The organism is Pedobacter namyangjuensis (assembly GCF_003313325.1).
Classification (GTDB): domain Bacteria; phylum Bacteroidota; class Bacteroidia; order Sphingobacteriales; family Sphingobacteriaceae; genus Pedobacter; species Pedobacter namyangjuensis.
Genome location: NZ_QMHQ01000003.1, coordinates 1 through 13,784, shown reverse-complemented (window position 1 = coordinate 13,784; position 13,784 = coordinate 1). Strand labels below are relative to the sequence as shown.

Sequence of the window (13,784 nt, the reverse complement as noted above, 5' to 3'; positions counted from 1 at the left end):
ATTTGTATTTTTGCCGTATGGAAAGAGAAATTCTTGATACGAAGCGCAAAGCCTTAAAGATAAACCTAAACGAAAAAATATACGGAACTTTTGCGGAAATTGGTGCAGGACAAGAAGTAGCCCGTAATTTTTTTACTGCTGGTGCTGCTTCTGGTACGGTTGCAAAAACCATGTCGGCTTATGATATGACTTTTAGTGATGCCATTTACGGTGCCGAGGCATCTGGCAGATATGTAAGCCAGAATAGGTTGTTGCGCATGTTGGATCATGAATTTGGTTTGCTTAACGAGCGATTATTGGGCGAAAAGTATGATAATCGTACATTTTTCGCTTTTGCGGATACAGTAACAACTCTAAATTACAAGCGTACAAACGAGCCACACGGTTGGGTTGGTATTCGTTTTCAGAGCGAAGCTGGTGGTTTGCCAAACGAGATATTTTTTCATATTAGGTTACTTGATACCGATGTAAACATGCAACAACGTGTGCTCGGAATTATTGGTGTAAACTTAGTATATGCTGCATTTTATCATCATGACGAACCGCAAGTGATGATTGAATCCTTAGCTGATAATTTAACGGTAGGTTCGGTTGAAATAGATTTGATTTCGGTAAAAGGTCCAGCTTTTAAAGATGTAAACAATACGTTGCTAAACCTTTATCTGATAATGAAAGATTTCTCTACCGCTGCGATTTTTGATGAAGATGGCCATCCCCGCCAAGCGAAGGATCTGTTATATAAAAAGGATATTATGATTTTACGTACCAAATACGGACAGAAGTCAAATCCAAACTTTAACCTTTTTAACAAAGCAACCGAGCAATTTACGCGAACAAACAATGTAGAAGAAGGAAATTTGAGGGTGATGATTGAAGTTTTGCTAACTAATGTGTTAACAGACGATAATGAAACACCAGACGATATTGATTTAGAAGCTGTTGCTTTAAGAGCAGAAGAAATGTGCAAAACCGGCAACTTAGTAATTGTGTCGAACTTTACACGCCATAACCGCTTAGCGCAATATTTGGGCAGGTGCAAGCCTAAAAGCGTTGGTATTTCTACCAATATAAATAACCTAAAATTTGTGTTCAATTCTAAAAATTTCGGCGAAAACTATTCAAGTCAATTGCTTTCTTACGTAAGTGATACTTTTAGCCAGAATGTTAAAGTGTTTGCTTATCCTTTTTTGGATAAGAAAACCAACACTGTAATTACTACTGCAAATATGCCGGTTACACCAGATGCTAAACCATTATTCGATTTTCTTTTATTAAACGGATACGTTACCGATATTAAAGATTACAGTGAAGAAGATGTAAAAACAGCTTAATGGATAGGAAGCCAAATCCATCGGAAGAAAAAAATACCTTGCATGTTAGAAACAAGCATAGATATAGATATGATTTTCCGTCTTTAATAGCTTCGCATAAGCCATTGAGAGAATTTGTAGTTACAAATAAATATGGCAACGAAACAGTAGAATTCTCCAATCCAGATGCGGTAAAAGCTTTAAATCAAGCTCTGCTGAAACATTTCTATCAAATAGAAAATTGGGATATTCCTGAAGGTTATCTTTGTCCGCCGATTCCTGGTAGGGCAGATTACATACATTATGCAGCAGATTTGTTGGCCTCGGTTAACAACCAAAATATTCCGACCGGACGAAAAGTTAAAGTATTGGATATTGGTGTAGGTGCAAATTGTGTTTATCCGATAATTGGTGTAAATGAATATGGCTGGCAATTTGTAGGAAGCGATATCGACCCAACTGCGGTTAAAAACGCTAACAAAATTGTTAATGCTAACGCCGTTTTAGTAAACAAAGTTGAGGCAAGATTGCAAAATAACAAATCTTCAATTTTTAAAGATATTATTCATAAACAGGAGCGTTTTGATTTAACCATCTGCAATCCGCCTTTCCATTCGTCGGCCGAAGAGGCTATGGCGGGCTCACAAAGAAAAAACAGAAATTTAGGTAACAAAAATTACGATAAACCTGTACTGAATTTTGGCGGTAAGCATAACGAGCTATGGACAAACGGTGGCGAAGTTGGCTTTATAACAAGAACAGTTGATGAGAGTAAATTGTACAAAAAGCAGTGTTTTTGGTTTAGTAGCTTGATTTCGAAAAGTGAAAACCTAAATGGGATTTACGCCATGTTAAAAAGGGCAGATGTTGCCGAAGTTAGAACTGCAGAAATGACTACGGGAAATAAAATTAGTCGCATTGTGGCGTGGACATTTTTAACCCCAGCCGAGCAAAGTGAATGGATAGGCAATTGGTAAAATCTTATCTCAAATTCTATTAAAACGTTTTAGTAGTTTTAACTAAATTTATTATCTTGCAATATCAAATTTTTGAATTGTATGAAAATATTTCGTTTAGTTATTTTAGCTTGTCTGTTATCTCCGTTTTTGTCTCAGGCCCAAACTTCTGGAAATCCTATTTTTCCGGGTTGGTATGCTGATCCAGAAGCTATAGTTTTTGGTAAAACCTATTGGGTATATCCAACTTATTCTGCCAAATACAAAGAGCAGGTTTTTATGGATGCATTTTCGTCGAAAGATTTAATAACTTGGAAAAAGCATCCGAGAATTATAGATACCGCATCTATTAAATGGGCAAACAAAGCAATGTGGGCACCATCAATAACTGAGAAAGATGGTAAATACTATTTGTTTTTTGGTGCAAATGATATTCAGAGCGATAAAGAGATAGGCGGTATTGGTGTTGCGGTTGCAGATAAACCAGAAGGCCCTTTTAAGGATTTGTTAGGAAAACCTTTAATCGATAAGTTTCATAATAAGGCACAGCCGATAGATCAGTTTGTTTTTAAAGATAAAGACGGTCAGTATTATTTAATTTATGGTGGCTGGTCTCATTGCAATATTGCCAAGTTAAACAAAGACTTTACTGGATTCGAAACTTTTGCTGATGGCTCTACTTTTAAAGAAATTACACCAGAAGGTTATACCGAAGGACCTTTTATGTTTATGAAAGACGGCAAATATTATTTTATGTGGTCTGAAGGGGGTTGGACCGGACCAGATTATTTTGTGGCCTACGCAGTTGCCGATTCTCCAATGGGGCCATTTAAAAGAGTAGGAAGAATATTAACCCAAGATCCTGAAATTGCGAAGGGTGCTGGTCATCATTCTGTTATACACAACGCCAAAAAAGACGAGTGGTATATTGTTTATCACCGTAGGCCAATTACAGAAAAAGATGGCAATCATCGCGTTACTTGTATAGATTTAATGACTTTCGATAAAAACGGATTGATTAATCCTGTTAAGATTACTAAAGAAGGGGTTAAGAAAAGCAAGCTTTAAAAACGAAAAAGGGAAAATGGTTTAAATTTTCCCTTTTTCGTTTTTATAAATATCGTTCACTCGTATTTCCATTAGTTTTTCTGGAGCAGATACAGATTTGAAGCCAAATTGCGCATATAAGCTATGCGCATCTAAAGTGGCCAGAGAATAGGTTCTTAAACCCTGCAAATCTGGGTGAAATAACATTAGCGACATTAACTTTTTTGATAATCCTAATCCTCTGAAATGTTCTACTACATACACATCGCATAAATATGCAAATGTAGCTCGATCAGTTATCCAACGGGCAAATCCCACTTGGCTACCGTCTTTATAAATGCCAAAACACAAAGAATTTTCAATAGATTTTTTTACAGTTTCAATCGGGATGTTTTGTGCCCAATAAGATTGCGTACTTAAATAGTGATGGACGGCATTCACATCGACAAGGTTGCGATCGTCTGAGAAAATAAATCCATTGTCGTTAATTTCCATATTAGGTAATTGGTTCACTAGTATCATTTGTTCATTTGGGTTTAGCAAACAAATGAACTTATTTTCAGATGAACTATTTAGTTTCTCATATTAATAAATTGTAAGGGCTGACCAAAATCTTCGCCTCTGCACACCGAAATCACCTTTTGTAAATCGTCTATGTTTTTGCTTTGTACGCGAACTTGATCATCCATCATAGAAGCTTGAACTTTTAGTTTGCTATCCTTGATTTTCGCTACTATTTTTTTCGCCGTTTCTTTGTCTATTCCTTCCTTAACGTTGATTTCTTTTCTGATCATATTGCCAGAAGCAGCATGTTCTTTACCGAAATCCAAACTTTTTGGGTCTAGATTTTGTTTCATCATGCGAGAGATAATTGAATCTACAATAGCTTTCAAACGCATGTCGTCTTCGGTAACAATTGTAAGCGAATTTGTTTTTTTATCTAAATCAATTGTGCTTTTAGAGCCGTTAAAGTCATAACGATTTAAAATCTCTTTTTTGGCATTGTTAATGGCATTATCTAATGTTTGAGCATCTATTTTGCTTACAATATCGAAAGAAGGCATGGATTTGAGTTTAGTTGAAAAATTTGATAGATTTAATAAAATATTAACCTTACAAAAAACGCTAAAAAATATATGAAAACCAATAAAAGTAAGTCACAGAAAAAAAATACAAAAAAGGCAGTTAAAAAGCAGTTAGAGCAAAGTTTAACAGATAGGTTCTTGGAAACGGTTAAAGGCTTAGGGCACAATGCCGAGTTAATTGCTGGTGATATTGCTAAACTAAGTAAGGTAGCTGCTAAAAAGCTATCTAAGACTTTTAAGGAAGTAAAAGAAACCGTAGAAAATAAAATTGATGATGTTTTGACTACCAAAAAGCCGGTGAAAAAAGTTAAATTGGCTAAAAAGGACGCATCTAAACTTACCAAAAAAGTAGGTAAATCGGTTACTAAAGTGGTTAAAAAGGCTGTTAAGTCTGCCAAGCCAGTTGCAACTAGTGTAAAAGTTGCTTCCGTTACTGCTGCAAAACCGGCTATTGCTGTGGCAGAAAAAACAACAAGTGCGGCAAAAAAGGCTGTGCCAGCAGTTAAAAGAGCAGTAACGAAAAAGGCGCCAACGACCAAAGCAGTTGCTACAAAACCAGTCATCGCTGCCAAACAGTCGGCCACTACAACTGTTAGAAAGACAGCAGTTAAGGCAACAGCAAGTAAGCCGGCTAAGAAAACTAGCGCTACCGCCACAAAGCCAGATACTACCACTAAAAAATAAATTGGTGTTATCAACTTAGTTATTAATTAACAATAACTTAACACTAAAATTAGCACATTTGAAAATCCTCTTATAGGGGATTTTTTTTATTTTTATACATGTCCAAGAAGAAAATTCCGTTTTTAAATAGAGAACTAAGCTGGCTATATTTTAATGAACGTGTACTGCAGGAGGCAGCCGATGAAACGGTGCCCCTGATAGAACGTATTAAGTTTTTGTCTATATTCTCTTCAAATTTGGAAGAATTTTATCGCGTTAGGGTAGCAACATTAAGCCGATTGGCAAACCTTAACGATAAGGCCAAGGCACTGTTGGGATTTAACCCTAAAAAGGTGCTAAATGAAATAAAAAACATTGTTGTTAAGCACGAGCGTAGGTTCGAAACGCTTTTTCAGGATATCTTAATTAGTGAATTAGCGCAAAACAAAATATTTATTTTAAACGATACGCAACTTAACGTTGCTCGTGGAGAATTTGTACGTAACCATTTTAGAGACAAAATCCTTTCTAATTTGGTGCCGATAATGATAGACCCTGCCAAACCATTTCCCGAACTTAAGGACAGAAGACTTTACTTTTTTGTTCGTCTGATAAAAAAAGGATCTAGAAAGAATGAAAAATATGCACTTGTAGAGCTGCCATATAGCTTACCACGATTTTTGGTTTTACCAGAAACTAACGGTCTAAAGTTTATTATTTTGGCCGAAGACATTATTAAGTACTGTTTAGAAGATATTTTCTACGTTTTTAACTACGACAGTATCGAAGCTTTTTCTATTCAGGTTACTAGAGATGCGGAGCTTGATATTGATAAAAACGTTAGCGATAAATTTATCGAAGAGTTAAAAGCAAGTTTGGATAAACGCAAGAAAGGTAAGCCTATGCGTTTGCTTTATGATACGCAAATGCCTTTTGATATGCTAAGCGTATTGGTATCTAAATTAAAAATCGAAGCCGAAGGCCTGATTCCCGGAAATCGTTACCATCGTTTCGGAGATTTTATAGCTTTTCCGAACGTGGGTAGTAAGGAGTTAGAATATCCGCCGGCCGTGCCTATAAAAGTACAAGGTTTACATCGCCGAGAAAGTATTTTTAGTCGTGTTGCGGAAAAAGATTATTTGGTTAATCTTCCTTATCAATCTTACGATTATATTATCCTTTTTTTAAGGGAAGCAGCTATTGATCCAAAAGTTACTGAGATAAATATTACACTTTATCGCTTAGCTGAAAATTCGAAAGTTATAAACGCTTTGATTAATGCCGTTAAAAATGGTAAAAAAGTTAATTGCATAGTAGAGTTAAAGGCTAGGTTTGATGAAGAGGCCAATATCCATTGGACCAATAGGCTAATGGAAGAGGGTGTAAATGTTAATTATGGCCTAAATGGTTATAAAGTACACTCTAAAATTTGTTTAGTAAAACGGATGGAAAGAGGTAGAGCTGTTTATTATGCTAACCTAGCAACGGGTAACTTTAACGAAAAAACTGCCCGTATTTATTGCGATCATAGTATTTTTACCGCTAAAAAAGAGATTACAAGAGATTTGGTAAAACTTTTTAAAGCGCTAAACAACAAAACCGTAGCTAAGGATTTTAAGCACCTTATTGTTTCTCCATTAGATTCTAGAAACAAAATTTACGATTTAATAAACCGGGAGATTAAACTGGCTAAAGCGGGCAAACCTGCCTACATGATCTTAAAGGTTAACAGCTTGGCCGATGAAGGTATTGTGCAAAAGCTTTACGAGGCGAGCAATGCAGGTGTGAAAATTCGTTTAATAGTGCGTGGTATTTGCTGTCTAGTTCCAGGAGTAGCTGGCTTTAGCGAGAATATAACCGTAATTAGTATTGTAGATAAGTTTTTAGAGCACGCTAGGGTTTTCATTTTTGGCAATGCCGGAGGAGAGGAAATGTACCTTTCATCTGCAGATTTAATGAGCAGAAACTTTGAGCATAGGGTAGAAGTTGGTTTCCCGATTTTGGATGAGGAAGTTAAACAAGAGATTAGAGATATTATCGATTTCCAATTACAGGATAATGTAAAGGCCAGGGATATAAATAGATTAAATAATAACAAATACCATAAAAATAGGTTGAATAGAAAAGTTAGAGCCCAAGTGCAGACCTATAACTACCTAAAAAACAAACATCAATAATATGTTAAGATACGCTGCCATAGACATTGGCTCAAATGCTGTTAGATTACTTATTGCCGATATTACCCCTCACGACAAGGGAAATCCTTACAAGAAAACAACCTTGATTAGGGTGCCATTGCGCTTGGGCGACGATGCATTTTTGGAACAACAAATTTCGCCAAAAAAGATTGAGGATTTAGTAAAAACGATGGCGGCTTTTAAAAATTTGATGGATGTTTACAATGTAACGAAGTACTTGGCGTGTGCTACATCTGCCATGCGTGAAGCGAAAAATGGTAAGGAAATTATCAAAAAAATTAAAAAAGTAGCTGATATCGATTTAGAGATTATAGAAGGTCAGCGTGAAGCGAATATTATCTACTCCAACCACATTGAAGAAAATTTAGATGCTAAAAAGAGTTACTTGTATATAGACGTAGGCGGAGGTAGCACAGAACTTTCTGTATTTGTTAATAAGCAACCATTGGCTTCAAAATCGTTTAATATTGGTACGATTAGAATTTTGGATAACCAGGATAAAGATGAGACTTGGGATGAAATGCGTGATTGGGTAAAGGCGCACACAAAAGATTTAAAAAACTTAGCTGGAATTGGAACCGGTGGTAACATTAACAAACTGTTCCGCATGTCTGGCGAAAAGGATAATATGCCATTGAATTTTATGGCCTTAAAAACTTTATACAACGAGCTAAATTCTTATTCTTTAAAAGAAAGGATCACCTTGCTAAAATTAAATCAGGATAGGGCAGATGTGATTATTCCAGCTTGCGAGATTTACCTAACATTAATGAAATGGACAGGAATTAAGCAAATTTACGTGCCTAAAGTTGGCATGGTTGATGGAATTATCAACTTATTGATTGAAGAGAACACACCATAAATTTTTGTTTAAAATGTTTTACGTTGAGCATAGTTCAGTATTCGATTACGTTCAGACTGACAAAATTATAGTGCGAAGATTTTCATTCCTACTTTGGAAGAATCTGCTTGAAGGGTTTTCAAAGTAGATTCTTCGCTTTTGCTACCGACATAAAATCGGTACAAGTTATTAATCAAAAAATACGCTGTGAATGACAATAGTTTGAAAACTAATATTTACTCTTTAGAAAGAATTCCTTTTTCTACACTTTCATTAATAAGCTTCTCGGCATAATTCCAAATAGTTGCTGAACCTTCATTAATGGCTTTTTTCTTTTCGTAAACTTTTTGATAAGGCACGTTAAACTCTTTCCAAGTACCTCCGTTGTTAGACGTGTTTTGCAAAAGTGGTTCTAAACGATCCATTGATTTTGCAAACTTAGCTTCGTTCGTTTCCCCTTGTTCAAACTCTTCCCAAATCGAAATAAATTCTTCTGCTTGTTCCTGAGGCAAAAGTCCAAAAATTCTTTTAGCGGCAATCAGTTCTTCATCTGTGTTGCTATGATTTTTTACAGCGTCATAAATAAAAGTATCGCCTGCATCAATCTCTACTATGTCGTGTATTAAAACCATTTTTAATACTTTAAGTACGTCTATTGGTTTATTAGAATGATTAGACAGCACGATAGTCATCATGGCCAAATGCCAACTATGCTCGGCATCATTTTCATGTCTATCGCTGTTGAATAACTTCGTTTTACGTTGAATGTATTTTAGCTTATCAATTTCCTTTATAAAATCAATTTGTTTCTGTAAATCTTCATTCATCATGTTTTAACTCAGTTAATGAAACTTAATTTGTTTAATCTAGTTACTTCGCTAATGAAAATATTGTATACCTATCTCATTTATCAGTAGATTAATACCTTGTTTAATTGATAAAATAAGTAAAGAGAATAATAAAACCTTACGTATTAAAACTCCTTTCGAATATTCAAATGCAGAAAAGTATTGATAACAAAATATGGAGATATAAATGTAGGTGATAATACCTAATGCAAGATTTATTATATTAATCGCTTCAATATTGGAGGTAAGAGCGATAACAATATGTAAGGTTAATCGGAAAACTAACATGCCGACGAGCAAAAACATATTTATAACAATATTTTCGGTATAATTTTGTTTAGTTTTTTTAAAAATTAAGTAGCTAAAAAGCGCATAAATTGGCACTGCAATCAGTGTAGTTAGTTTAACGTAATCTTTAACAACCCTTGAAAGGCCTACCGAACTTGTAAAAACTTCAGTTAGCTCTACCTTTGCCCATTTAGATACAAAATATGTAATGGTAAGTAGTAAGATTACCGCGGTAAAATAGTTGAAGTGCTTTGCTCGTTTACCTTGAATAAACTCCCTAACGCTATGTCCAGGTCTGGTAAATAACTCCTTTATGGTGTACAAGAAACCGCTATCCAAATGGAAAATGCCATGAACAAAATCGTGAGCGAAAAAGTGTTGTAGCGAATATCTGTGTGTTGAAGTTTTTTGTCCGCAATTGCTGCAATAGTTTCCGTTTGTTTCGTAACTACAATTAAGGCAGTGATGATTCATTATTTTTTTTCGCAAATATAGAATGTTTTCTATAATGATGTATTCGCTTAGATTAAGCTGGTTTATTTATTTTTGAACAAGTTAATAGTATAATCGAGCAGTTTTTTATCACCGTAATTTCCGTGGCCGGGAATAATAATTTTTACATTTGGGTAGGCATTTTTAACTTTCTCAACGGTGTTAGACCATGCTGCAACATTTGCATCGCCTAAATATCCTTTCGTGGCATCTAATTCTTTAATTAAACAACCGCCAAACATAATGTTGTCGCTAGCAAAATAACCAATTACATTATCTTTAGTATGCCCTTCGCCAAAGAATTTTGCCGTAATTTTTTCTTTGCCAACTTTTAATGATAAGGAATCTAAAAAACTATTTTGTGGAATAGCAAAGTTGTTTTCTTTAGCAAAGGCGATGGTTTTAAAATAGGCGTAAGAAGGTATATTGTTTTGATGGAAAGCCTTTAATCCACCTAAACAGTCATCGTGAAAATGCGTAGGGATAACTGCAATTATCTTGCAATGAAGCACATTTTTTACCCAAGTTATTAGTGCCAGTGCACTTGTGTCGTTTGTTGGCGTGTCGAAAATGGCCGTTTCTTTATTGTTTTTAACGATTAATCCATTACACGGTACTTTTCCAAAATCATTGGTTTGTAGGTAGGAGGTATGTTGGTAGGCGTTTTCACTGATTTGGGTTATCGTTAAATTTTCAGATTTATAAACTTCTTTTGGCTTAAAAGTATCTTTTTTTGGAATATTACAACCAATACTGCCCGCAACAATTAATAGAAGTAATAAGCTTTTCACAACAATTTTCATAGGGTAGTTTTAGTTGGCTTTGTTTTTTCGTTGTTCAATTCTGTCTCTAAAAATAGGGTTGTTTTCAATCCCCTCAATAAATTTATCTTCTGTGCTCGATATGGTTAAAAATTCAAAATCACAAAAGTACGATTGCTTTAAACCATTTTGTTGCAGAATTTTTTCGCGATTGTTTTCGGGTAGGTGTTCTAGAGAGAGCGTGTGAGGGATAGGTTTATCAAACTGATAAATTCTTAATTGGTAAGTGTTTAACGTTAATATTTGCTGTAGTCCAGCTAAATCCGTCGAAATGTCAAACTCCATATTTCTTACCGATAAATTTTCGAATGTTTCATTGTTTTTCATTTTTAGATCGGTAGACCACCACTCTATAGCTTGGTTGGGCATAAATTTATGGATGAAAATATGATTGAAATTTTTATCGATCAATTCCCAAATTTCTTCGTTTGAGTTTATTTCAAACACGAGTTCTTTCATTTCAAATTTCTTTTATGCTCCTAACAAATTGGCTTTTACTTATGTTGAGCAAACAACCATTTTGGAATTTCGGCTGTTAGCAAAAATGGGATAGTGATATTATTATGATCTAAGTTTTTAAACGTAGTAAAAATCAATTTTTTATTTGATGTTAGCTTGTTGTACAAATTAACGCTCCCGATGTATGGATTTTCAATGTCCTTTTCGCCGTGAATTAGCCAGATGTTTTTAGCTGAAAGTTTTTTAATATTTGAAAAATCGGGTACTCCCGCCATAGCAAACATTGCTGCAAACTTTTGTGGCTTAATACTCATTAGGTTTTGTGCAGTCGAAGCACCCATAGAATAACCGACTAAATAAATTCTATCCTTATCGATATTCGGGAACTCTTTCTGAATGGTTTCTATCAATTCTAACATAGCAAAAACATCATCCGACGGTTTTGCTATTTGTACGCCATCTGCGTTGTTCTCGTAATTTGATGATCGCTTATTAAACTGCGGTGCCAATACATAGCAGGGATAGTTAGCCGAAATGCTATCTCGCAACCAAATTCTAGCCAAAGGTTCTAATTGCTTTTCGTTATCGTTGCCAATTCTGGTGGAGTTGTGAAATGTAATAACCAAAGGGAATTTAACTCCCTTAAGATTGTTTTCGGGTTTTAATATACGGTAGGGGATTTGATGATGAGCTGTTTTGTATGTTCTCTTCTCAAACCTGTCAGTAGCTAAATCGTTTAGTAATTTTCTGTTTGTGGTAGAACTAATGCTGTCAACTTTTGTGTCGCGATATTCTTTTACTTGTGCAAAGATGGTAGAAACAGTAACAAAGTTCAGTAGTAAAGCTAGTAGTATTTTTGACGAATTTTTGCTTAACATGGTTTGTTTTATGGCTAGAAAAGGAATTGAAACCGAAGTTTGGAAAAGAAATTTTGTTTATGATATTTGTGCTGAGGCCACATATTTAAGCAGATTTTGCCTATTATCGGTGTTATTACCGACAACCATTTTAATACTCACTGTATTGAGTTTAACTTTTCTGGTAGGTGATAACACCAGCCAGAGATTAAAATTACTAATAAAATTCAGGTTAATAATATTCTATTTTTCTAAATTCACTAATGTAATCGTTATCAGTCTTACAAAGACGATAATTCCAATTTTTTCCTACATACAAATACGTATAAACTGATTTTTCTACTGGCTTACCTACGTATTTACTTTTCTTAGTTAAGATGTTCCCATATCTATCATAGGTTTTTTTAGAATATACTTGATAGGTGTAATCTTCGTTTGAACTTACTTCGAAGTTTATTTTGTGTTCAATTTGCTGTCCTTTTTTGTCAAAAAGAACAAAATGTCTCTCCGATAATATTCCTTCTTTATCAAATCTATCCTCAACATAACTGAAATCATTTTTCCATGTAAATAGTAATGTCTCTCTATCCACATCATCGTTATATCCAATAAAATCAACTTTAATCTTCTGATTTTTGTTATTATAACTAAATGTTGTTTTTGACCAAAAGCCGGAACTTTCAAACGTTCCGTAATATAATAACGTTTCAACTAACAAATTGCCATTATAAATATTTTTGGCTAATTGAGTTTTAGAAAGCCCTTTATTTGCAAATCTTTCATAATACAATACCTCAAGAAGGTTATTTTTTAGGTCATATTTATTTTCAATTACATTTTTTTCGTTTCCAACGGTGTCGAATTCACTTTCCCTGGTTAGATTGCCATTTAAATCGAAATTCTCCATTTTATGAAGTCCAACCTTTGTTTTAAAAATTTCTTTGGCCTTATTCGAACGCACTATGCCATCTACAGTATAATATTGTATGCTCTTTATTCTTCCGTTACCTATTTTCGATGAGCAACTGGTTATTACCAATGAAAAAAATACTAATATAAATTGATACTTGAGTTTTAAAATATTCATCGATTATTTTTGGTTTGGTGTAAAAGCGCTTTTATACAGTGTTTTTTTTGGATAGTAGATTTTCCCAGGTTAAATTGGTAGTCAGTCGACAATCTCAATAATAGGCTCCGTTATTGAAACTACATGTATCACATGATTCTGGCAATAAAGACAATAATGCTTCATAACGCCTGGGAATATCGCATCTGCAAAAGTCTCCTTTAAAATAAAATTTAAATAGGTGGACTTATTATATATACAGAAAGAGAACGATCCATTTACACATTCTCCTTCACGCTCATTAAAATTTGAAAAACTTTCATTTACGATATGGTATGAAACATAGCTTTCGAAAAGAATTGTAAAATAATCAGAATTGTCGTCTACAAGAACTCTTTTTAAGTCTTTAAATGTCGAATCTCCTATGACTACGTCTTCCTTTATTTCAGAAGTTAGGGATTTTTTAATTTCTAAAAAAAGAGAATTGTCGCTGGGTTCATGAATATTGGTAAGGAAGAATGATCCAAAACTATTTATTTTTTCAAAATTTGTCATAGTGTGAATATTGGCGGTTTGCTAATGGCCTATGTCAGTTTTCGCCCTTTATTGCATGTAACGTCCGGGGGCTTGCAGAAGGCTGGGGTTTTTAGCACAAAAGTTCAATAGTATTACTAATGTTGAGCTTTGCACAAATGCCCAATCGAAGTCGTTCAGTCTCGCTTTTGGCAATACCTTGTTGGCAGTAGTTTTTATTTCTGTTCAAATGGTATGATTTTCTTTTCTGTCAATTCCGTTTTTAAGTTGTCTGCATACTTATGTGCAAATTTCTCCTTTTCTGCTTTTGATATTTCAA

General features: G+C 34.5%; 15 protein-coding genes. 6 read left to right on the top strand and 9 right to left on the bottom strand.

Features of this window, described 5'->3' with window-relative positions:
- Window positions 1-17: 17 nt before the first annotated feature.
- The 3 genes from DUT69_RS11935 to DUT69_RS11925 all read left to right on the top strand — a co-directional run bounded on the left by DUT69_RS11935 (window position 18) and on the right by DUT69_RS11925 (window position 3,334).
- Window positions 18-1,331, top strand: coding sequence for a nicotinamide mononucleotide adenylyltransferase (locus tag DUT69_RS11935; protein WP_113653491.1), 1,314 nt, complete (start codon window positions 18-20; stop codon window positions 1,329-1,331).
- A complete protein-coding gene (rlmF, locus tag DUT69_RS11930) occupies window positions 1,331-2,287 on the top strand; it encodes a 23S rRNA (adenine(1618)-N(6))-methyltransferase RlmF (protein WP_113653490.1) in 957 nt (318 codons plus the stop codon). The genes DUT69_RS11935 and rlmF overlap by 1 nt, the downstream gene beginning before the upstream one ends.
- An 81-nt stretch (window positions 2,288-2,368) precedes the next feature.
- On the top strand, window positions 2,369-3,334 hold the full coding sequence (locus DUT69_RS11925) for a glycoside hydrolase family 43 protein (RefSeq protein ID WP_113653489.1): 966 nt from the start codon (window positions 2,369-2,371) through the stop codon (window positions 3,332-3,334).
- A 21-nt stretch (window positions 3,335-3,355) separates the two neighbouring features.
- On the opposite strand, the gene DUT69_RS11920 is transcribed toward DUT69_RS11925, so the two are convergent.
- Both DUT69_RS11920 and DUT69_RS11915 read right to left on the bottom strand, forming a co-directional pair.
- Window positions 3,356-3,835 carry a GNAT family N-acetyltransferase gene (locus DUT69_RS11920; protein ID WP_240186715.1) on the bottom strand — a complete coding sequence of 160 codons (480 nt, stop codon included), beginning with the start codon at window positions 3,833-3,835 and terminating at the stop codon, window positions 3,356-3,358.
- Window positions 3,836-3,885: 50 nt separating this feature from the next.
- Window positions 3,886-4,377 carry a YajQ family cyclic di-GMP-binding protein gene (locus tag DUT69_RS11915; RefSeq protein WP_113653488.1) on the bottom strand — a complete coding sequence of 164 codons (492 nt, stop codon included), beginning with the start codon at window positions 4,375-4,377 and terminating at the stop codon, window positions 3,886-3,888.
- Window positions 4,378-4,449: 72 nt separating this feature from the next.
- Here DUT69_RS11915 and DUT69_RS11910 point away from each other — a divergent pair, with 72 nt between their 5' ends.
- The 3 genes from DUT69_RS11910 (at window position 4,450) to DUT69_RS11900 (ending at window position 8,121) form a co-directional block, all read left to right on the top strand.
- Complete coding sequence (locus DUT69_RS11910; RefSeq protein WP_113653487.1) at window positions 4,450-5,082, top strand: hypothetical protein; 633 nt, start codon at window positions 4,450-4,452, stop codon at window positions 5,080-5,082.
- A gap of 98 nt (window positions 5,083-5,180) precedes the next feature.
- Window positions 5,181-7,238 carry a polyphosphate kinase 1 gene (gene ppk1, locus DUT69_RS11905; RefSeq protein ID WP_113653486.1) on the top strand — a complete coding sequence of 686 codons (2,058 nt, stop codon included), beginning with the start codon at window positions 5,181-5,183 and terminating at the stop codon, window positions 7,236-7,238.
- Window position 7,239: 1 nt separating this feature from the next.
- Window positions 7,240-8,121, top strand: a complete 882-nt coding sequence (locus DUT69_RS11900; protein WP_113653485.1) for a Ppx/GppA phosphatase family protein — start codon at window positions 7,240-7,242, stop codon at window positions 8,119-8,121.
- A gap of 215 nt (window positions 8,122-8,336) precedes the next feature.
- Here the strand turns inward: DUT69_RS11900 and DUT69_RS11895 are convergent, their stop codons facing one another.
- The 7 genes from DUT69_RS11895 to DUT69_RS11865 form a co-directional block, all read right to left on the bottom strand.
- Window positions 8,337-8,930 carry an HD domain-containing protein gene (locus DUT69_RS11895; protein WP_113653484.1) on the bottom strand — a complete coding sequence of 198 codons (594 nt, stop codon included), beginning with the start codon at window positions 8,928-8,930 and terminating at the stop codon, window positions 8,337-8,339.
- A gap of 48 nt (window positions 8,931-8,978) precedes the next feature.
- On the bottom strand, window positions 8,979-9,710 hold the full coding sequence (locus DUT69_RS11890) for a DUF3667 domain-containing protein (protein WP_113653483.1): 732 nt from the start codon (window positions 9,708-9,710) through the stop codon (window positions 8,979-8,981).
- Between the two features lie 62 nt (window positions 9,711-9,772).
- Window positions 9,773-10,531 (bottom strand): subclass B1 metallo-beta-lactamase, encoded by a 759-nt coding sequence (gene bla / locus DUT69_RS11885; protein WP_113653482.1) that lies wholly within the window; start codon window positions 10,529-10,531, stop codon window positions 9,773-9,775.
- 9 nt (window positions 10,532-10,540) lie between these two features.
- Window positions 10,541-11,008 carry a hypothetical protein gene (locus tag DUT69_RS11880; protein WP_113653481.1) on the bottom strand — a complete coding sequence of 156 codons (468 nt, stop codon included), beginning with the start codon at window positions 11,006-11,008 and terminating at the stop codon, window positions 10,541-10,543.
- 35 nt (window positions 11,009-11,043) lie between these two features.
- Window positions 11,044-11,886 carry a carboxylesterase family protein gene (locus DUT69_RS11875; RefSeq protein ID WP_113653480.1) on the bottom strand — a complete coding sequence of 281 codons (843 nt, stop codon included), beginning with the start codon at window positions 11,884-11,886 and terminating at the stop codon, window positions 11,044-11,046.
- Between the two features lie 211 nt (window positions 11,887-12,097).
- The gene (locus tag DUT69_RS11870; protein ID WP_113653479.1) at window positions 12,098-12,952 is read right to left on the bottom strand and encodes a hypothetical protein; all 855 of its coding nucleotides are present in this window, start codon (window positions 12,950-12,952) and stop codon (window positions 12,098-12,100) included.
- Between the two features lie 81 nt (window positions 12,953-13,033).
- Window positions 13,034-13,486: a hypothetical protein gene (locus tag DUT69_RS11865; RefSeq protein ID WP_113653478.1), complete on the bottom strand. Its 453-nt coding sequence runs from the start codon at window positions 13,484-13,486 to the stop codon at window positions 13,034-13,036.
- Window positions 13,487-13,784: the final 298 nt, after the last annotated feature.